Source organism: Vibrio agarivorans (assembly GCF_030409635.1).
Taxonomy (GTDB): domain Bacteria; phylum Pseudomonadota; class Gammaproteobacteria; order Enterobacterales; family Vibrionaceae; genus Vibrio; species Vibrio agarivorans.
In genome coordinates this window covers 111,434-131,711 of the sequence record NZ_JAUFQF010000004.1, presented here as the reverse complement: position 1 = coordinate 131,711, position 20,278 = coordinate 111,434, and the positions used below count along the sequence as shown (strand labels likewise).

17 protein-coding genes and 1 pseudogene are annotated in these 20,278 nt (G+C 45.4%); 11 read left to right on the top strand and 7 right to left on the bottom strand.

Going from position 1 to position 20,278, the window contains the following annotated elements:
- Positions 1–73 precede the first annotated feature (73 nt).
- The 5 genes from QWZ05_RS08990 (at position 74) to yfcE (ending at position 3,007) form a co-directional block, all read left to right on the top strand.
- Positions 74–793, top strand: coding sequence for a DUF1538 domain-containing protein (locus tag QWZ05_RS08990; RefSeq protein WP_264875468.1), 720 nt, complete (start codon positions 74–76; stop codon positions 791–793).
- Positions 794–806: 13 nt separating this feature from the next.
- A complete protein-coding gene (locus QWZ05_RS08985) occupies positions 807–1,598 on the top strand; it encodes a DUF1538 domain-containing protein (protein ID WP_264875016.1) in 792 nt (263 codons plus the stop codon).
- Positions 1,588–1,938 carry a P-II family nitrogen regulator gene (locus QWZ05_RS08980; RefSeq protein ID WP_264875017.1) on the top strand — a complete coding sequence of 117 codons (351 nt, stop codon included), beginning with the start codon at positions 1,588–1,590 and terminating at the stop codon, positions 1,936–1,938. Before QWZ05_RS08985 ends, QWZ05_RS08980 begins: the two co-directional genes overlap by 11 nt.
- Positions 1,939–1,949: 11 nt before the next feature.
- Positions 1,950–2,354, top strand: a complete 405-nt coding sequence (locus tag QWZ05_RS08975; protein ID WP_264875018.1) for a CBS domain-containing protein — start codon at positions 1,950–1,952, stop codon at positions 2,352–2,354.
- Positions 2,355–2,458: 104 nt separating this feature from the next.
- Positions 2,459–3,007 carry a phosphodiesterase gene (yfcE, locus tag QWZ05_RS08970; RefSeq protein WP_264875469.1) on the top strand — a complete coding sequence of 183 codons (549 nt, stop codon included), beginning with the start codon at positions 2,459–2,461 and terminating at the stop codon, positions 3,005–3,007.
- Between the two features lie 57 nt (positions 3,008–3,064).
- Here the strand turns inward: yfcE and QWZ05_RS08965 are convergent, their stop codons facing one another.
- The 3 genes and pseudogenes from QWZ05_RS08965 to QWZ05_RS08955 all read right to left on the bottom strand — a co-directional run bounded on the left by QWZ05_RS08965 (position 3,065) and on the right by QWZ05_RS08955 (position 5,269).
- A complete protein-coding gene (locus tag QWZ05_RS08965) occupies positions 3,065–3,820 on the bottom strand; it encodes a sulfite exporter TauE/SafE family protein (RefSeq protein WP_264875019.1) in 756 nt (251 codons plus the stop codon).
- Positions 3,821–3,877: 57 nt separating this feature from the next.
- Positions 3,878–4,392, bottom strand: a pseudogene (locus QWZ05_RS08960) (regulatory protein ToxS).
- A 13-nt stretch (positions 4,393–4,405) separates the two neighbouring features.
- On the bottom strand, positions 4,406–5,269 hold the full coding sequence (locus QWZ05_RS08955) for a winged helix-turn-helix domain-containing protein (RefSeq protein ID WP_290298039.1): 864 nt from the start codon (positions 5,267–5,269) through the stop codon (positions 4,406–4,408).
- Positions 5,270–5,677: 408 nt separating this feature from the next.
- On the opposite strand from QWZ05_RS08955, the gene htpG reads away from it, so the two are divergent.
- From htpG to rfaH, 4 genes are all read left to right on the top strand, one after another.
- Positions 5,678–7,579 (top strand): molecular chaperone HtpG, encoded by a 1,902-nt coding sequence (gene htpG / locus QWZ05_RS08950; protein ID WP_290298036.1) that lies wholly within the window; start codon positions 5,678–5,680, stop codon positions 7,577–7,579.
- A 241-nt stretch (positions 7,580–7,820) separates the two neighbouring features.
- Positions 7,821–8,465 (top strand): adenylate kinase, encoded by a 645-nt coding sequence (gene adk, locus QWZ05_RS08945; protein ID WP_264875024.1) that lies wholly within the window; start codon positions 7,821–7,823, stop codon positions 8,463–8,465.
- A 112-nt stretch (positions 8,466–8,577) separates the two neighbouring features.
- Complete coding sequence (hemH, locus tag QWZ05_RS08940; protein ID WP_290298033.1) at positions 8,578–9,543, top strand: ferrochelatase; 966 nt, start codon at positions 8,578–8,580, stop codon at positions 9,541–9,543.
- Between the two features lie 128 nt (positions 9,544–9,671).
- A complete protein-coding gene (gene rfaH / locus QWZ05_RS08935) occupies positions 9,672–10,166 on the top strand; it encodes a transcription/translation regulatory transformer protein RfaH (protein WP_290298031.1) in 495 nt (164 codons plus the stop codon).
- A 137-nt stretch (positions 10,167–10,303) separates the two neighbouring features.
- Here the strand turns inward: rfaH and asnB are convergent, their stop codons facing one another.
- From asnB to nagA, 4 genes are all read right to left on the bottom strand, one after another.
- Positions 10,304–11,977, bottom strand: a complete 1,674-nt coding sequence (gene asnB / locus QWZ05_RS08930; RefSeq protein ID WP_264875027.1) for an asparagine synthase B — start codon at positions 11,975–11,977, stop codon at positions 10,304–10,306.
- A gap of 248 nt (positions 11,978–12,225) precedes the next feature.
- Positions 12,226–13,821, bottom strand: a complete 1,596-nt coding sequence (locus tag QWZ05_RS08925; protein WP_264875028.1) for a cation:proton antiporter family protein — start codon at positions 13,819–13,821, stop codon at positions 12,226–12,228.
- 66 nt (positions 13,822–13,887) lie between these two features.
- Positions 13,888–15,102, bottom strand: coding sequence for a DNA-binding transcriptional regulator NagC (gene nagC / locus QWZ05_RS08920; protein ID WP_264875029.1), 1,215 nt, complete (start codon positions 15,100–15,102; stop codon positions 13,888–13,890).
- Between the two features lie 2 nt (positions 15,103–15,104).
- The gene (gene nagA, locus QWZ05_RS08915; RefSeq protein WP_290298027.1) at positions 15,105–16,241 is read right to left on the bottom strand and encodes an N-acetylglucosamine-6-phosphate deacetylase; all 1,137 of its coding nucleotides are present in this window, start codon (positions 16,239–16,241) and stop codon (positions 15,105–15,107) included.
- Positions 16,242–16,709: 468 nt separating this feature from the next.
- On the opposite strand from nagA, the gene nagE reads away from it, so the two are divergent.
- Complete coding sequence (gene nagE, locus QWZ05_RS08910) at positions 16,710–18,281, top strand: N-acetylglucosamine-specific PTS transporter subunit IIBC (protein WP_264875031.1); 1,572 nt, start codon at positions 16,710–16,712, stop codon at positions 18,279–18,281.
- A gap of 188 nt (positions 18,282–18,469) precedes the next feature.
- Positions 18,470–20,140, top strand: coding sequence for a glutamine--tRNA ligase (gene glnS, locus QWZ05_RS08905; protein WP_290298025.1), 1,671 nt, complete (start codon positions 18,470–18,472; stop codon positions 20,138–20,140).
- Positions 20,141–20,278: the final 138 nt, after the last annotated feature.

Genomic DNA, 20,278 nt, shown 5'->3' with positions numbered 1-20,278 from the left:
TTACGCAACAGTCACTTGCTCGTGGTGAGTTGGGTTTACATAAAGGAGCCACTATTTGAAGCAGCTAAAAGAGATGTTACTTGCGTGCGTGGGCAGTTTTAAAGATTTGTTGCCAATTATCATCGTGGTCGCTTTTTTTCAGCTGTTGGTGCTGCAAAGGCCAATGCCGAATCTTCTCGAGGTCTCATTGGGCTTAGTGCTGGTTGTGGTGGGGTTGACCTTCTTTATCTTTGGTTTGGAGTTGGGGCTATTCCCCATTGGCGAGTCCATGGCGCAGGCTTTTGCTCGTAAAGGCTCTGTGTTTTGGCTGTTGGTTTTCTCGTTTTGCCTTGGTTTTGGAACGACGATAGCTGAGCCTGCACTCACAGCGGTTGCCAAAGAGGCCGCCTTGGTGGCAGCAAAAGGAGGGATGATTTTGCATAACTCAGACTCAATGCAAGAGTATGCCTACCATCTGAAAACTACGGTTGCTTTTTCTGTCGGGATTGCACTCGTGTTGGGGGTGTTAAGAATCCTCAAGGGATGGGCTATTCAGAATTTGATTATCGGTGGTTATGTGCTGGTGGTGATCCTGACTTTTTTTGCTCCCCAAGAGATCATCGGTATTGCCTACGATTCGGGGGGTGTTACTACCTCAACCATTACCGTACCTCTTGTGACGGCACTAGGGGTGGGGCTGTCGTCATCGATAAAAGGACGTAACCCGATGGTAGACGGTTTTGGGCTGATCGCGTTTGCCTCGTTAATGCCGATGCTCTTTGTGATGGTGTTCGGCATGGTGGTGAGTCAATGAGGAAGGTGGATAAATGATCACAATCACAGCCTTCACAGAGACATTCGTATCAACTCTAAAGGATACATTGCCCATCGTGACAATCTTGTTCACGTTTCAATTTTTTGTGTTGAAAAGAGCGGTGCCGAGGTTGCCAAAGGTCATTGTAGGGTTTGTTTATGTCCTGCTGGGCTTGACCTTATTCCTAATGGGGCTGGAGGCGGCATTGTTTCCCCTTGGCGACATGATGGCGATTCAACTGACATCAGTGAGCTTTCTTGAGCAATCGAGATTAAGTGAGTTTGGTGCTCTTCAGTGGTTTGATTATTACTGGGTGTATCTATTCGCCTTTTGTATCGGATTCAGCACCACGATCGCTGAGCCATCATTAATCGCCGTGGCAATCAAAGCTAATCAAGTTTCAGCTGGGGCAATCAGTGTCAATGGTTTACGCATTGCGGTTGCCATTGGTGTCGCCGTGGGAATAGCGCTGGGAAGCTATCGCATCGTGGTGGGGGACCCAATCCACTATTACATCATCGCGGGTTACATCGTGGTGGTGATACAAACTCGTTTTTCTCCGCCGATGATTGTGCCACTCGCTTACGATTCTGGAGGGGTGACGACTTCCACGGTGACTGTGCCGCTTGTTGCAGCATTAGGTTTAGGGCTCGCCTCCACGGTTCCGGGGCGCAGTCCACTAATTGATGGTTTTGGCTTAATTGCCTTTGCCAGTTTGTTTCCAATGATATCGGTGATGGGGTATGCACAGTTAACTCAATGGCTGGTTAATCGAACACAAAAAGGAAGTGAGCATGAGGTTTAAGTTGTTATTGGCATTTGTGGAAGACGGGCGCACTGAAGCGGTATTGGATGCGGCGCGTGAGTCGGGGGCAACTGGGGCAACCGTGATTAATAATGCGCGCGGTGAAGGACTAGCGAAGAAAAGAACGTTTTTTGGGCTTACCCTTGATGCGCAAAAAGATGTTCTGCTGTTTGTGGTTGAAGAGCACCTCTCGCGTCATATTCTAGAGAAGATAGCGGAAGTGGGTGAATTTGATTCTGAGTCGGGGCAGGGGATTGCCGTACAAATCGATGTGGAAGATGCAGTAGGGGTAAGCCACCAAGTGGCTTCGTTAACCAAGATTGTTGAGGATGAACTTTAGGAGTGTACACCATGCATGAAGGGAGAAAGATAAGAGTCAGCGATGTTATGGCCAATAGCTACGTGTTGATTGATGGGCTCGCCACGGTGCAAGATGGGATTAATTTGGCTCGAAAACATCAGGTTAAAGCGCTGATTGTGCAAAAGAGACATGATGACGATGAGTTTGGCATCGTGTTGATGAATGACATTGCCAAAAAAGTGCTCGCCAATAACCGGTCACCACAAAGAACCAATATCTATGAAATAATGACTAAGCCAGCGCTATCGGTATCACCTAACATGAATGTCAAATACTGTGCTCGGCTCTTCGAGCGCTTTGGTATCAGTCGAGCTCCCGTGATTGATGGTCAACAAGTGGTGGGTATGGTGAGTTACAACAATATCGTTATTAATGGCATGGCAACAGAAGAGTGAATCACTCAGCAAAACACTTGCGTACTACAAGGGTGTTTTGAGTCTAACGGCAAAGGGCGTATACTTCTCGTCAAATAGGCATCTTGAGATAGACGGGAATAATGATGAAAATTTTCTTTGCTTCAGATTTGCATGGGTCTTTGCCTGCGACTGAAAAAGCGATTGAACTCTACAAAGCTTCTGGTGCTGATACCTTTGTGTTGCTAGGGGATGTGTTAAATCATGGCCCTCGTAATCCGATTCCAGATGGGTACAACCCACCGGCGGTTGCAGAGTTGCTCAACACCTTGTCTGATTCAATTATCGCCGTGCGAGGCAATTGCGATAGTGAAGTCGATCAGATGCTATTGAGCTTTCCGATGATGGCGGATTATGCGTGGATAGTGCTCGCAAATGGGCAGCGTCTATTTTTGACCCACGGCCATCTATACAATTCAGATAAACGACCGGCTTTGCGTGAGAACGACGTCTTGGCTCACGGCCATACTCATGTCCCAGTCGCCGATAAAGTCGGTGAGCAGTTTATATTTAACCCTGGCTCAATGACCATTCCACGCAATGGCTATCCAGCGAGTTACGGTATGTTTGACAACAATGCGCTCGAAGTGATCTCTATTGAAGGAGAGGTATTGAAGCGTGCAGAGCTAAGCTAACTCAAAAATCTGCTAGCCCAAGATTAAGTTACCCTAAGCTTTATGGCATCAAGTTATCTAAAACAGAAGCTTGATGCCGACCAAAAACGTTAAAACTTCAAAACAGCGTTTGATGAACACATTACTTTTCTTGGTTGCAATATGCGCACCGAGCCCACCACCGATAAACGAAGCCGCTAACAACAATGGCAGCCATGGCCAAAAGATAGGTGCTCCCGCTTGAGTAACAGTGACTCCGCCTAAGCCATTCCAAAATAGACCGACACAGATCATTGTTAATGCGACCGCTTGTTTATAACTAAAGCCAAACCACTGCACAAGAAATAGGGTAACCAATAGCCCAGAACCGGCTGTTAGAGAACCATTAATGACGCCGATAAAGGCTAGACCAAACCCACCTATTAGGTATCCGTAGACATCACGATGCTTCTCTTCTGTCTCTGTGCCAAGGCTGGGCTTAAAGCGTGAGTAAAGTCCGAGCGCGATGATCATCAAGCCAAGCAGTGTTTGTGCTCGTTCTTCAGGAATCATCACGACAAGCCAGGCGCCAGCAATGACACCAACACTTCCTGTCAATATCACAAAAGCCATCACTTTGATTGAGACGGTTTTGGTTCTGAGGTGGGTATAAGCTGCACCTAGTCCCAATGCGACGCTCGCGACTTTATGAGTGGCAAGTGCTTCAGAAAAAGGCAAGCCAAAGAAGATAAGTAGAGGGAATTGGAGTAAGCCCGCACCGCCGCCTGACATAGAGGCTAACGTGTTGGCAATCAGTGAACCGATAAAGAGCAGCGCAGAATCAAACCAGTCCATGGGCACCTAGTCGGAATTAAATTGACAGAGAACATCCTTGTCCTCATCAGAAAGGTTTTAATGAGAGAATAGTACGGTAGAGCCGTGGCTTAGGCTCGTTAACAGTAGTGATTTCTCATTGATTACATCAACTCGACGACTTTGTTGTGCGTTCATTTTAAACACTTGAGTCAAGATATCGAGCTGCTCATCAGTAAAGTCAGTGATGTGTGGTGATGTCATGTTTTTGAACTCAGTTGGTGAGATCAAAAGATAATTATCACTGATATCCCAGTAGCCTAGCTCAGAAATATTCATTGTTACAGGAGCATCATCAGGGAGGCTGAAAAACTTAACGGTTGCAACACGAATATAGTTACCGTTTGGTAGGTATTTCACGTTTGCTGTCATCTCTGCTCTTGATAATGGGCCCCAAGTGTTATTATCAAGGTCTTGGAAATAAGAGAAACATTGTGAGATTGCCACTCTTTTGAGGTCAGGATCTGCTCCAGTTTTAGATCACTGCCCCAGTATAACCAAGCACTGAAAATAGCGGAAATGGCGAGAATCATCGCTGTATATTTTGCTTTCATTCGTTATCTCTCCTTACTCGCAAACTTTCGTTAAACTCGTTGGATCAGAGACGAGTTGTTGAGAATAGCTTGAACCAGAGTCCTCCTCAGGATGGATGTAATTCAGAACTAAGAAGTTATTTTGTCCACCAGTAGCGATGACTTTAATCGGTAAGCTCGCTTGTTGCGCATTTCTGTTGCCAATGTAGCGTGTGATACATTTTTCGATTGATGGCAGCCAAACCTGTAAGTCAGGGTGATTAATGGGCGTCAGCACTGGTGTGTCTTCAAAGTTGCCTAAATCTCGGAAATGTTGGTCTTCCGGAGCTTGGCCAAACAGAGCAAACAAGGGCAGTAACAGCGCAACAACAAGCATCACCTTAGGCAACCAAGTTGGTGTGGCTTGTACCGGAGCAGGCGCTGATGCATTGACGGCAGTTTCTACCGTTGCTTCACTGGTTTTAGACTCATTGGTTTGTTCAAGTTCAGATGTTGAGCCTACTGGTGTCGCGACAGTATCTTCAGCCAATTCAGAATTGATTACTGCACTGATAGCGCTACATTCTTCAACCGTACAGATCAGTTGATAACCGCGCTTTGGCACTGTTTTTACAAATTCTGGGTTCTTTGTAGGATCTTTTAATAGTTTACGTAACGTAGAAATTGCCTGAGTTAAGCTTGAGTCATCAACCTCAAAGCCTTGTTCACGCCACACATACTCATGCAGCTCTGAACGTGTGACAACCTCGTTAGGGCGCTGAGCAAGTAAAAGCAGGATACGGCTTTCATTGCTACCTAAACGAATATTCTCGTCAGTAGACTGTTCAAGTAGTGAGTTATTGTTAGGGTCAAACAGAAACTTGTTTGCGAGTATAAACTTGTTACCTAAATTACTCATAAACGTTTACTACACCTCAATGGACCTATCTCAGGTCGGTAATGGTTGTTTCTTTAATTGAGAAAATTATCACTATTCTAAAAAGTAAATGTGATGAGGTATTGTACTGAAAATGGTGAATAAAATCCCATGATTAGTTAATTCTCATGCAAAAACGCTCTAATTTTCTTCGGCTCAAAAAAAGCACATGTTTTGGGAACAGGAAAATATCAAAGTGTGTTTAGCTCGTTTGAGATATTTTCGGTGCATAGGATAAACAAAATAGATAAAAAAAACACGAGTTTTACAGTTTTTGACCTTGAATTTGCATTAGATGCCCCTTATCTACAAAACATCACTGACGAGTATGCGTGAATAATCATAAACGCAGCGAGTCACAACGAGACAGTAGAACGTTTTGGAGTAAACATGAGCGAAACCGTTTCCAACAATAAAGAAACCCGCGGATTTCAATCGGAAGTTAAGCAACTTCTTCATTTAATGATCCACTCTTTGTACTCAAACAAAGAGATTTTCCTGCGTGAACTGATTTCGAATGCGTCAGATGCATCGGACAAGTTACGTTTTCAAGCTTTATCAAACTCAGAGCTCTATCAAGGCGATGCTGATCTAGGTGTGAAGCTTGCTTTTGATCAGCAAGCCAACACACTGACGATTTCTGACAATGGCATCGGGATGTCACGCGAAGACGTGATTGAACACCTAGGTACTATCGCAAAATCGGGTACAGCAGACTTCTTCTCAAAGCTTTCTGAAGATCAGAGCAAAGACTCGCAACTGATTGGTCAATTTGGTGTGGGTTTCTATTCAGCGTTTATCGTTGCAGATGCCGTGACAGTTCGCACTCGCGCAGCAGGCCTAAGTTCTTCAGAAGCGGTTCAATGGCACTCGGCCGGCGAAGGTGATTACACGATTGAAGGTATCACCAAGGAAACGCGCGGTACGGACATTGTTCTTCACATGCGTGAAGAAGGTAAAGAGTTCTTGGATGAGTGGCGTTTACGTGAAGTCATCAGCAAATACTCAGACCACATTGGTATTCCTGTTTCCATTCAAACTGCAGTTCGTGACGATGAAGGCAAAGAAACGGGCGAGAAAAAGTGGGAGCAAATCAACAAAGCACAGGCATTATGGACTCGCAGTAAATCAGACATTACGGATGAAGAGTATCAGGAGTTCTATAAACACGTCTCTCATGATTTTGCTGATCCTTTGCTGTGGAGTCACAACCGAGTAGAAGGTAAAAACGACTACACGAGCTTACTGTATATTCCATCAAAAGCCCCTTGGGACATGATGAATCGTGACCACAAGTCAGGCTTGAAGCTTTATGTTCAGCGTGTCTTTATCATGGATGACGCAGAGCAGTTTATGCCGTCATACCTGCGTTTCGTTCGCGGCTTGATAGATTCTAATGATCTGCCATTGAACGTGTCTCGTGAAATTTTGCAAGACAACAAGGTGACACAATCTCTACGTAATGCGTGTACCAAGCGTGTGCTGACGATGCTTGAGCGCTTAGCGAAGAATGACGAAGAAAAATACCAGTCGTTCTGGAAAGAGTTTGGCCTAGTGCTGAAAGAAGGTCCAGCGGAAGATATGGCGAACAAGGAGAAAGTCGCTGCGCTGCTTCGCTTTGCTTCTACTGAGGTCGACTCTGCGGATCAAACCATCGGCCTAGCATCTTATGTTGAACGAATGAAGGAAGGCCAAGATAAGATCTATTACCTAACAGCAGACAGCTACGCTGCCGCTAAGAACAGCCCTCACTTAGAGCAGTTTAAAGCGAAAGGTATCGAAGTGGTTCTGATGTTTGACCGTATCGATGAATGGTTAATGAACTACTTGACAGAGTTTGATGGTAAGCAGTTCCAATCAATCACCAAAGCAGGCCTTGATCTGAGCAAGTTTGAAGACGAAGCTGAGAAAGAGAAGCAAAAGGAAACAGAAGAAGAGTTCAAGTCAGTGGTTGACCGCACCAAAGCCTACCTTGGCGACCGCGTGAAAGAAGTCCGCACGACATTTAAGCTCGCGACTACACCTGCCGTCGTTGTGACCGATGATTTCGAAATGGGCACTCAAATGGCAAAACTTTTGGAAGCGGCTGGTCAGGCAGCACCAGAAGTGAAGTACATCTTTGAGATTAACCCTGAGCATGAGCTCGTAAAACGCATGGCAGATGAAGCGGATGAGCAAGTGTTTGGACGCTGGGTTGAAGTGCTTTTGGGTCAAGCAATGCTTGCAGAGCGTGGCTCGATGGAAGATCCTTCTCAATTCTTAGGCGCAATTAACACATTACTCGTTAAATAACCAAATTTGGCGATGATTCCTTAAGGCACTAGCGAGAGTTTCTCGCTAGTGCCTTATTCTTTCGTCGTATCGTGGCAAAAATGGCAAAAAACTGTGGTAGACTACGCGCAGTTTAATCGTTTGGCTCTGTGTTGAGCCATAGATACCCATAAACTTATACCGAAACTTACCGTGTCTAGAACGCACTGTTCAATACAGTGAGCTTCGGTATAAATCGTTTGTAAATACAAGAGGATTCAACATGCGCATCATTCTTCTAGGTGCTCCAGGTGCAGGTAAAGGCACACAAGCAAATTTCATCATGGAAAAATACGGTGTTCCGCAAATCTCTACTGGTGACATGCTACGTGCTGCTATCAAAGCAGGTACAGAACTTGGCAAACAAGCTAAAGCTGTAATCGATGCTGGTCAGCTAGTTTCTGATGAAATTATCCTAGGTCTTATCAAAGAGCGTATCGCTCAAGACGATTGTGCGAAAGGTTTCCTACTTGACGGTTTCCCACGCACCATTCCACAGGCTGATGGCCTAAAAGAGATGGGCGTTGATGTCGATTACGTTGTTGAAATCGACGTTGCTGATGATGTTATCGTTGAACGTATGGCGGGCCGTCGTGCTCACCTAGCCTCTGGTCGTACTTACCACGTGGTTTACAACCCACCTAAAGAAGAAGGTAAAGATGACGTAACGGGTGAAGAGCTAGTGATCCGTGAAGATGACAAACCAGAAACCGTACGTGCACGTCTAGGTGTTTACCATGAGCAAACGGCACCACTCATTTCTTACTACGGTAAAGAAGCTGAAGCAGGCAACACCAAGTACCTTAAATTTGACGGTACTAAGCTAGTTGCTGAAGTAAGTGCAGAACTAGAGAAAGCTCTGTCTTAATCAGCATAATGTTTGATATAGTGAAGCGACCTTGATAGGTCGCTTTTTTTTGCTCTAATTTCAGGCAAGTAGCGTACCTAAGCAGACAGACTTTTAACAGTAAGCTTGATATATGGAAAATAAAAAACAGGGCGTATTGCTCGTCAATCTAGGGACACCGGATGCTGCCACCCCTCAAGCAGTAAAGGCTTTTTTATCAGAGTTCTTACACGATCACCGCGTAGTGGATATGACGCGATGGTTATGGTGTCCGCTTTTACACGGTGTGATTTTGCCCATCCGTGCTCCGAAAGTAGCTAAGTTATATCAGTCGGTATGGATGGCAGAAGGCTCCCCTTTGATGGTCTACTCACAAAGGCAACGACAAGCTCTGGAACTGTCGCTCAATATCCCAGTGGAGCTTGGTATGACGTATGGCAGCCCGAGCTTAAAAACGGGCATCCAAGCTCTTCAAGAGCGTGGCGTAGACGACATCTTTGTCCTGCCTCTTTATCCGCAATACTCTGGTACGACAACCGCAGCGGTGAGTGACGGCTTATTGAAGGCATTCAAAGGTTATGCTCATATTCCACAGTATCGCCTTCAAACGGATTATCATGACCACCCTCTTTATATTAGGGCGCTTGCTGCAACAGTAAGAAAAAGCTGGGAAGAGAATGGTAGGGGAGATTATCTGTTGTGCTCTTATCACGGCATCCCGCAACGGTATGCAGACAATGGTGACATTTATCCAAAGCATTGCGAGAGGACGACACAGTTACTCGCTAAAGAGCTTGGCCTTAATGATCAGCAGATTGGTCATACTTATCAATCTCGCTTTGGCCGAGAGGAGTGGTTGCAGCCCTACACGGATAAGACATTAGAAAAGCTACCGGGCCAAGGCATCAAAAAACTGGATATTCTTACTCCGGCTTTTGCTTCCGACTGTTTGGAAACGCTCGAAGAGATTTCTGAAGAGTGTCAGGAAATCTTTATTGAAGCCGGAGGTAGCGCTTTCCAGTACATTCCTTGCTTGAATGACAGTGAAGAGCATGTTGCTTTAATGAGCGACTTAGTGACGCGTCAATTGTCGGTTTAGGGGGCTAATGTTAGCCGGTTTGGTTTAACACCGATTTGGTTTAATATAACTCACTTAGCCTGGGTCATCGCTGCGCGTAGCGTTGCTTAGGTATATAATTAAAACGAATCAAAACAGTTGGTATAGATATGAAACGTTGGTACGTCCTTTATTGCAAGAAAGGTGAGCAAGAAAGGGCCACATTGCACTTAAACAATCAAAATGTTGAGTGTTATTACCCTAAAGTGCAGGTCGAGAAGATCACTCGTGGTAAGCGTCAGGTTAAGCAAGAACCGCTTTTCCCTTCATATATGTTTGTTCGGTTTGATTTTGAGCTAGGGCCTTCGTTTACAACCGTGCGTTCAACTAGAGGTGTGGTCGACTTTATTCGTCAAGGTAATTACCCTCAAGAGGTGCAGGGCGATCTGATTTTTAACCTCAAACAACTCGAATCTATGGCGAATAAACCACAAGAGATTGCGCTGCCAGAATCTGGGCAAAAAGTCGCGATTAAGTCAGGCCAATTTGCGGGTATAGAGGCTATCTATCAAGAGCCTGATGGTGAAATGCGCTCCATTATGCTGGTGAAGATGCTCAATAAAATGGTTGAGGTGAAGGTCGATAATAGCGACTTGGATTTGTAAAAATGCCCGTATGACGAATGTGATGTCAACATCGATGTTCATTTTGTCATCATCATGCTAACAAACAGAAAGCCCGCGATGTGAACACTCACTTGCGGGCTTTGCTTTATGGGTTAGCTTGCGTGGTAAACGGTGATTTACGCGTTTTCGTAAGCATCGTTGTGAACGGTTTGTACTGCGCGGCCTGATGGGTCGACGCAGTTTTGGAATGACTCATCCCATTCAATCGCTTTTGCTGAAGAACAAGCAACGGAAGGACCGCCAGGGACACATTCCGCGGCTGATGGCAGCGGGAATAGCTCTTCAAAGATCTCGCGGTACACGTAGCCTTCTTTGGTTGTAGGTGTGTTGTATGGGAAACGGAACTGAGCTGTCTCCATTTGCTGGTCTGTGATTTTAGCTTCTGCCACTTCTTTCAGTGTGTCAATCCAGCTATAGCCGACACCATCTGAGAACTGCTCTTTTTGACGCCATGCAATTGAGTCAGGTAGGTAGTGTTCAAAACACTCACGTAAGATGTGTTTTTCCATCTTGCCGTTACCACACATTTTATCTTCTGGGTTCAAACGCATTGCGACATCAATAAACTCTTTATCAAGGAAAGGTACACGTCCTTCTACACCCCAAGCTGCGAGTGATTTGTTGGCACGAGCACAATCGAACATGTTTAGAGCAAGCAGTTTACGCACAGTTTCTTCGTGGAACTCTTTCGCATTTGGCGCTTTGTGGAAGTATAAGTAACCGCCAAAGATTTCATCCGCACCTTCACCAGACAACACCATTTTGATACCCATGGCTTTGATCTTACGACCCATTAGGAACATTGGTGTTGAAGCGCGAATCGTTGTTACATCATAGGTTTCAATATGATAGATAACGTCACGAATCGCATCTAAGCCTTCTTGAATGGTGTAAGTCATCTCGTGGTGAACGGTACCTATCTTGTCAGCCACTTCTCGCGCAGCTTTAAGATCTGGTGCACCTTCAAGGCCGACGGCAAAAGAGTGCAGCTGTGGCCACCACGCCTCTGATTGGCTGTCATCTTCAATACGCATTGCAGCAAAGCGTTTGGCGACTGCTGATGTAATGGAAGAGTCCAAGCCACCCGAAAGCAATACGCCGTAAGGAACGTCTGTCATCAGTTGGCGTTTTACTGCTGCTTCAAGTGCTTCTGTTAGTTCTTCTTTGCTGGTGGTATTGCCTTGTACTGCGGCATACTCGTTCCAATCACGAATGTAGTAGCGTTGAGGCTCTGAATCTGTTGAGCTGTAGTGGCAGCCTGGAGGGAACTCGCTGATGGTCTTACACACAGGTGTTAGCGCCTTCATCTCAGAGGCAACATAGTAGTTACCGTGCTCATCATATCCTTGATAAAGTGGAATAATACCGATGTGGTCACGACCGACAAGGTATTGATCTTTCTCTTCATCATAAAGGATAAACGCAAAGATACCGTTTAGCTCTTCAAGCAGATCCTCGCCAAACTCTTGGTAAAGTGCCAAAATAACTTCACAATCTGATTCAGTTTGAAACTCGTACTTTCCTTCGTATTTAGCGCGGATCTCTTTGTGGTTATAGATCTCACCATTGACTGCAAGTACAAGTTTACCATCAGGGCTGTAGAGTGGCTGTGCACCGCTGTTTAAATCGACAATCGCCAGACGTTCATGAGCGAGAATTGCACGCTCAGAAGAGTAAATACCTGACCAATCTGGACCACGGTGGCGAAGCTTTTTTGACATCTCTAATGCGATGGGTCTTAACGCGGCAGCGTCACTTTTTATGTCTAAAATGCCAAATACTGAGCACATACAACATCCTTATCTAAATACTTTAACAATCATCTATATCTTCAATTTGCCATTGTGATTAAAAAATGCAACCGCTATAGAGAATAAAAACAACATTAAAAGCATGTTGATAAAAATAATTTAATAAAATGATTATTTAGTTAGATTTTATCTATGTCATGAGTGCTATCTACACAAAAAAGGGGCTTTATGCCCCTTTGAGTGAAATTTTTCTTTTAATTTATTGGCTTACTCATACTGAGTGACCCTTAATGACGCGTAGTTGGGTCAAAGTCTGGTTTGAGCTGCTCGCATACATGACGAGCGAAACCGCTGCCAGCTTCGTTATAAATATTAAATGCAGCATCAACACCATCGGCCAGTAAACCATCGATTTGGTCAGGGTAAGCCGCAATGGCAGCAATCTGTCCTTGATAGTTTTTTCGTTGCAGCTGATAAAGCGCTGTTTGATTACCTTGGTGATTGGGCATGGCGAGCAAAATGAGTTTGACGTGTGCCGTATCGAGGATTCTTTCCCAAAAGTCGGAGTCAGTTGCATCACCTGCAATCACATTGCGCCCCTCCGCTCGGTGGGCATTTGCTGCATCCTCACGAACTTCAACACCCATGATTCGGCTACCATAACGCTGATAAAGTTCGTCATACGCGCCAGAACCAATTCGACCCATGCCTAAAATGATGACCTGAGCGTTGCCTGGGTCTATCAGTTGATCGCGATGATTCAGCTTCTCTGCGGCATGCTCTTTTAGCCAACGACCTAATCGTTGATATATCGCATGTGCGTTGTTGTTGATAGGGGCAGCGACAATGAAAGACAGAGACACTGCGAGAGCGATAGCGACAAGCATATCACCACTCATCCAACCCAGCTTGAACGCCAAACCACCGACAATCAAACCAAATTCACTGAAGTTAAACAGGGCCAGTGAGGCAAATAGGGAAGTGCGAACACGGAATTTGAAATGGTTGATGATAAGGAAGTAAAGCAACCCCTTGATTGGCAATAGCAGCATAAATAGAACCGCTAACCCAAGCCCTTGCCAAGTAGGCTCAGCAGATAGGCCAATGTTCAGGAAAAAGCAGATCAAAAATAGCTCTTTAAGATTAAAGAGCGCTTTGGAAAGCTCAGAGGCTTTGTAATGACCCGCGAGCAGCATACCTAATATTAACGCGCCTAAATCCGCCTTCATGCCCACCGCTTCAAATAGGCCAGCACCACAGACGAGCGCAAGGAAGATGCCCATCAATACCAGCATCTCACCGTGCCCGACAATATCCAGTAACTTAAAGAAGATAGGACGAAGCAAAGGCAGCGCAAACAGCGCGATAGCATACCATTCTGGGATCTTACCCGTCGAAATAGTGAGAAACAGGACGGCGAAAATATCCTGCATAATCAAGATTCCTATGGCTAGGTTGCCATAGGTGGCGTTCATCTCGCCTTTTTCTTGTAGTGCTTTGACAGCAAAGACAGTACTTGAAAAAGAGAGGGCAAACCCAAGCAACAGCAGATGAGCGGTCTCTAACTGGGCTAGTGCGGGTAAACCGAGTAGCTTTAAGAAGCCTAGGGCAACAGTAAAAAAGAGGGTCGAAAACAGGTTGTGTGCTGTTGCGCCTGCCCAAATCTCTTTGGCAAATAGGGTGCGAATATCGAGTTTTAAGCCGATAGTGAAAAGCAAGAGTGTCACACCGAGATCGGCGAGATTGTCGATGAGAGGGTTTGATTGATAGCCGAAGCTATGAAGTGCAAAACCCGCAAGAAGAAAACCAACCAATGGAGGAAGGTGGCATTTTAGGGCGATAACCCCAGCTACAAATGCAGCACTGATTAAAATGATGTCCATGTGCAATTACTTTCTCTACAAAAAAGGGCTGTGAAATCACAGCCCTAAATTCTAAAGAGATTTGAGTTAGTCTTCGAGAAGTTTCTGTAACAAAACACCATTAAGCATGGCGCGTTTGATCATCGCAAAAGCGCCCATTGTTGGCTTGTCACCCAACTGAGCGGCAACGATAGGTAAATCCTTATGGAAGGTAGTCAGAGATTGGTTTTCTACATTGCGCATAATCGCAGGGAAAACAATGTCTTCACTCTTTGTGATATCACCGGCAATTAGGATTTTTTGTGGGTTAAACAAGTTGATGGTAATTGCGATGGCTTTACCTAATTGATTACCCACTCGAACTAAGCTCTGTTTTGCTAACTCATCACCGAGGTTTGCGTGCTTGCAGACATCACCTACCGTGATCGAATCAAGAGTCGTCAAGCTTGACTCATAACCTTGTGCGATAAGCTTGCGTACTCGCTCAACAATTGCAGGGTTGGCTGCCACGGTTTCGAGACAGCCAAAGTTACCACAATGGCATTGCTCACCGAGAGGGTCGATTTGAATATGGCCAATCTCACCTACGTTACGGTTGAAGCCCAAGAAAACTTGACCATTGACGATGATGCCAGCACCAGTACCACGATGCACACTGACAAGAATCGAGTCTTGGCAATCTTGACTGGCACCAAAGTAGTGCTCAGCCAATGCCATGCCACGAACATCGTTACCCACGAAGCATTGAACTGAAAAAGCGTCACGGATGATCGCTGAAAGTTCTAATTTCTCGATTTCGGTGTTGGGCATGTATTCAACAACGCCGGTTTCTGGGTTAACCAGACCAGGAAGGGTCACGCCAATAGCAATCAGTTGTTCGATTAACTTGTCGTTTTCGGCAATAAAGTGGCGAATGAAATTAACGACACCTTCTGCAAGCTCGTCTTGTTCTGTGTAATAAAAGTCGTGCTGAGTATCCGCGAGGATATTGCCGCCTAAATCATATAGGCTCAAGTGAACGTAGTCTCGACCAATCCTTACAGCAACAGAGTGGAAAGGTGCCACCTCTGTTTGCAAAGAAATGGCACGGCGACCGCCGGTTGAAGCCTGCTGAGCCACTTCTTTGATAAGACCACGTTCAATAAGTTGGCGGGTGATTTTCGTAACACTTGCAGGAGCAAGTTGGCTCACATCCGCGACTTGGATCCGTGAAATAGGTCCTTTTTGATCTATTAGACGGTAAACAGCCGCACTGTTGAGTTGCTTTACTAAGTCTACGTTACCAATTTGTCCGCCATTCATGCTTATATTTGCTCGTATTTTCCGTTAACTACATTTGCTTGGATATTGAAGTCACGGTCAAACACTGTCAAGTTTGCGATCATACCTTTTTTGATACGACCTAACTTGTCTTCAACCCCGATTGCGCGAGCTGGATATAATGTCGCCATACGCAATGCCTCATCCAAAGCAATTCCTGCGTGCTCAACGGTATTTTGTACTGCCTCAATCATAGTGAGCGCCGAGCCGCCAAGTGTGCCATTTTCATCAACACACTTACCATCACGGTAATATACTTTCTTACCTACAAAAATAAAGTGATCCATCTCAGCGCCTGCTGGAGCTGTGGCGTCCGTCACTAATACCAACTTTTCTCCCTTAATTTTATGGGCAATTCGGATGTTGGCATAATCAACATGGAAGCCGTCAGCGATGATGCCTGCGTATACTTCTGGTGTGTCGTAGATTGCACCGACAACGCCTGGCTCGCGTCCGGCCATTGGTGTCATCGCATTAAATAGGTGAGTCGCGAAGCTGATGCCTGCTTCAAAGCTGTCGCGTGCTTCTACATAGGTTGCGTTGGTGTGACCAATAGAAACAACAATCCCTGCTTTGGCGAGTTGTTCGATATGTTCTGGTTTGTTGTGCTCTGGTGCCAACGTTACTTTAGTAATCACATCCGCATTTTCACAGATGTAGTCAATCATGGAATCATCTGAAGGGCGGATATAGTCGACACTGTGAATCCCTTTCTTGATGACGTTTAGGTAAGGGCCTTCAAGGTGTAAGCCTAAGGATTGGTTTTGATACTGAGCGTGATAATCACGTGCTGCGGCAACAGCTTGGCGCATGTTCTCATCAGAAGAGGTGATAAGTGTCGGCAAATAGCTGGTACAACCAGACTTCAAGTTTGCCTGATGCATAATTTCAAGCGTTTCAGAGGTGATTTCATCATTAAACATGACGCCCCCACAACCGTTCAGTTGCAGATCGATAAAGCCAGGGCTGACATTCGCACCATCAAGGTCAACGGTCTCGATGTTGTCAGGCAGTTCGCTTACTGGGCAAATTTGAACAATTTTTTCGTCTGCAATGATAAGAGCGTGCTGCGTCAACACGTCTGAGCCTGTGTAGACTTTACAATTGGTAAGAGCGTACATGTTTAAATCCTTATTTTTATTTAATTTTTTGTGATCTATCGGAAAGTAAAGGTCGCCCGCTTATTATGTGGGGCTTAACTGACTTCTCTCTCGTCACAAATTATCTTTTTCAGCAAGCAAATAGTGTGAGTCGCATACAGGATTCTATCTCATCCTTGTGAATCATCAATCCTATTCTCGATGATGATGTGTCATAACTCATACTATTCAGTGGTTTAATGCGGAAAACTGTCATTTGCGAAATACAATATAAGCCGAAAATCACCGTTATTTCGTATCATAAAATAAGTTTTATGATCTGGCTAGCAAAAAGCTCGATTTTGGGTCAAAACTGGTGATTATGATCACAATTGATGACCTTTTAATTTGCGGGGCAAAATTATTGCCGTACACTAAACAGGACTAAATTGAGCGACCAAAATAAGTCGGTCAAACGGAATATAAAAAATCCTATAGGGGGAACTTAAGGTGAACATTCTTGGATATGCGCAGAAGCTAGGTAAAGCTCTCATGCTTCCTATCGCAACCCTGCCAGTTGCAGCTCTACTACTTCGTTTAGGTCAAGGCGACCTTTTAGATATTGCATTTATGGCGGAAGCTGGCGGTGCGATCTTTGGTAACCTACCACTACTATTCGGCCTAGGTATCGCGATCGGTCTTTCTAAAGATGGCTCAGGTGCTGCAGGTCTAGCGGGTGCCGTTGCTTATTTTGTTTTAACAGCAACTGCAACAACGATTAACTCTGAAGTTAACATGTCATTCTTCGGTGGTATCTTCGCCGGTATTATTGCTGGTCACTCATACAACGCTTTCCATGCTACACGTCTTCCTGAGTGGTTGGCTTTCTTCTCTGGTAAGCGTCTAGTGCCTATCATGGCAGGTCTATTCTCTCTCGTTGCAGGTGCAATCGCTGGGGTGGTATGGCCTTCAATTCAAGGTGGACTAGATTCTCTAGCACACGCTGTTTCAACCTCTGGTGCGATTGGTCAGTTTGTTTACGGCACACTTAACCGTGCACTTATCCCTGTTGGTCTTCACCACGTACTAAACTCTTACTTCTGGTTCGGCATGGGTACATGTCAAGAAGTGCTAGTGACTGGCGCTCAAGCTGCAGGTCAAGCTCTACCAGCTATTCAACAGCTTTGTGTTGACCCAGCTCTAGCGAAATCTCTGGTTGCAGGTCAGACTCACACATTTGAATTCGCCAACTCTGTGACTCCAGAAATCACAGCGACAGTGAAAGAAGTTACTGAAACAGTGAAATCAGGTGACCTACACCGTTACTTCGGTGGCGATAAAGGCGCTGGCGTCTTCATGAACGGCTTCTTCCCTGTGATGATGTTCGGCCTACCAGGTGCTGCACTTGCGATGTACCTAGCGGCACCTGCAGAAAAACGCAGCCAAGTCGGTGGTGCATTGTTCTCAGTAGGTTTCTGTTCGTTCCTAACGGGTATCACAGAGCCACTAGAATTCATGTTCGTATTCCTAGCGCCAGCACTGTACGCGATGCACGCAGTATTCACAGGTCTATCTCTTGTGATTGCAAACATGTTCGGTACGCTACACGGCTTTGGTTTCTCAGCAGGTCTTATCGACTTCATTCTAAACTGGGGTCTAGCAACGAAACCGGTAACACTGCTACTTATCGGCCTAGCATTTGGTGCTCTATACTTCTTCACTTTCAGCTTCGCTATCCGCGCATTCAACCTGAAATCGCCTGGTCGTGAAGACGATGACGAAGAAGCAGCAGTATCAACCGCTGATGCGCCAAAAGGTGATGTGGCTCGCCAATACCTGAAAGCTCTCGGTGGTCACGAAAACTTGACGTCAATCGACGCTTGTATCACTCGCCTACGTTTGACTCTTAAAGACCGCTCTATCGCTGACGAAGCTGTTCTTAAGAAGTTGGGTGCGAAAGGTGTGGTGAAGCTGGGTGAAAACAACCTGCAGGTTATCCTTGGCCCACAAGCTGAAATCGTTGCAGGTGAAATGAAAGCCATCGGTGCTGGTGAAGACCTCTCTCAGGTAGCATTACCATAATCGACGAGCTTTTAAGCAATTAAACTCGTAATTCATAACTAAGCCTCTTGAAGCCTCTCCCTCAAGAGGCTTTTTTCGTTTTAATTTCAATCGGTGTATTGTGAATTTCGTCAGAATCGTGGATCATTAACCAATACGCCTGCAATATGTAGGCTCGAGAATTAAATTGAAAGATTGAGGTACTCTTGATGAGTGAAACTGAAACTCGCCCGTCGAATTTCATTCGCCAAATCATTGATAAAGACTTGGCTGAAGGAACACACAACCATGTTCACACGCGTTTCCCACCGGAGCCGAATGGCTACCTACATATCGGTCACGCGAAATCGATCTGCTTGAATTTCGGAATTGCTCAGGACTACCAAGGCCAATGTAACTTACGCTTTGATGACACTAACCCAGAGAAAGAAGACGTCGAGTACGTTGAATCGATTAAAAACGATGTAATCTGGCTTGGTTTCGATTGGTCTGGTGAAGTATGTTACTCATCTAACTACTTTGACAAGTTGTATGGCTACGCGGTTGAGCTTATCGAGAAAGGGCTCGCTTACGTTGAAGAGCTTAGTGCAGACGAGATCCGCGAGTATCGCGGTACGCTGACGGCTCCAGGTAAGCCAAGCCCTTACCGTGATCGTAGTGTTGAGGAAAACTTAGCGCTGTTTGAAAAAATGCGCGCTGGTGGCTTCGAAGAAGGCAAAGCGTGTCTTCGTGCAAAAATTGATATGGCGTCATCATTCATTGTGATGCGTGATCCGGTACTTTATCGTGTCCGTTTTGCCCACCATCATCAAACAGGTGATAAGTGGTGTATCTACCCAATGTACGACTTTACGCACTGTATTTCTGATGCCCTAGAGGGCATTACACACTCACTGTGTACGCTTGAATTCCAAGACAACCGTCGTCTATACGACTGGGTGCTAGAGAACATTACGATTGATTGCCAGCCACGTCAGTACGAGTTCAGCCGTCTAAACCTTGAATACACGGTGATGTCAAAACGTAAGCTAAACCAATTAGTGACTGAAAATCTTGTGCAAGGGTGGGATGATCCGCGCATGCCAACGATTTCGGGCCTACGTCGCCGTGGTTTCACACCTGGTTCTATCCGTGAGTTCTGTAAGCGTATTGGCGTGACCAAGCAAGAAAACATGATCGAGTTTGGTTCTCTAGAGTCCTGTATTCGTGACGATCTAAACGAGAATGCACCTCGTGCAATGGCGGTACTTGATCCGGTGAAAATCGTGATTGAGAACTATGAAGAAGGTAAAGTTGAGAACCTAACGGTTGCTAACCACCCGAACAAGCCTGAAATGGGTGAGCGTGAAGTTCCATTTACTCGTGAAGTATGGATCGAGCGTGACGATTTCCGCGAAGAAGCAAACAAGAAGTACAAGCGATTGGTTCTTGGTAAAGAAGTGCGTCTACGCGGTGCATACGTGATCAAAGCAGAGCGCATTGAAAAAGATGCACAAGGCAATATCACCACTATCTTCTGTACTTACGACAATGAGACGCTAGGTAAAAATCCAGCTGACGGCCGTAAAGTGAAGGGTGTTATCCACTGGGTATCTGCTGACAAAGCACTGCCTGCTGAAATTCGTCTTTATGACCGCTTGTTCACTGTCGCAAACCCTGCAGCTGCAGATAACTTCGCAGAAACAATTAACCCAGATTCACTGCAAAAAGTGAATGGTTATGTTGAACCAAGCCTTGCACAAGCGAAAGCAGAAGCAGGCTTCCAGTTCGAGCGCACAGGCTACTTCTGTGTCGACTCTAAAGACTCAACATCAGAGTCGTTAGTGTTTAACCGCACCGTAGGCCTGCGTGACACGTGGGCTAAGATTGAAGCGAACTAACTGTTAGTTTAATCGCTACTTTTTGAAAACCAGCTCATCTCGAGCTGGTTTTTTTATGGGCTGCTTTTATAAGCAGAGAGTGAACTTATAGTGAGCACAATACAAAAAACGCCAGCAACATGTGCTGGCGTCTGTTTA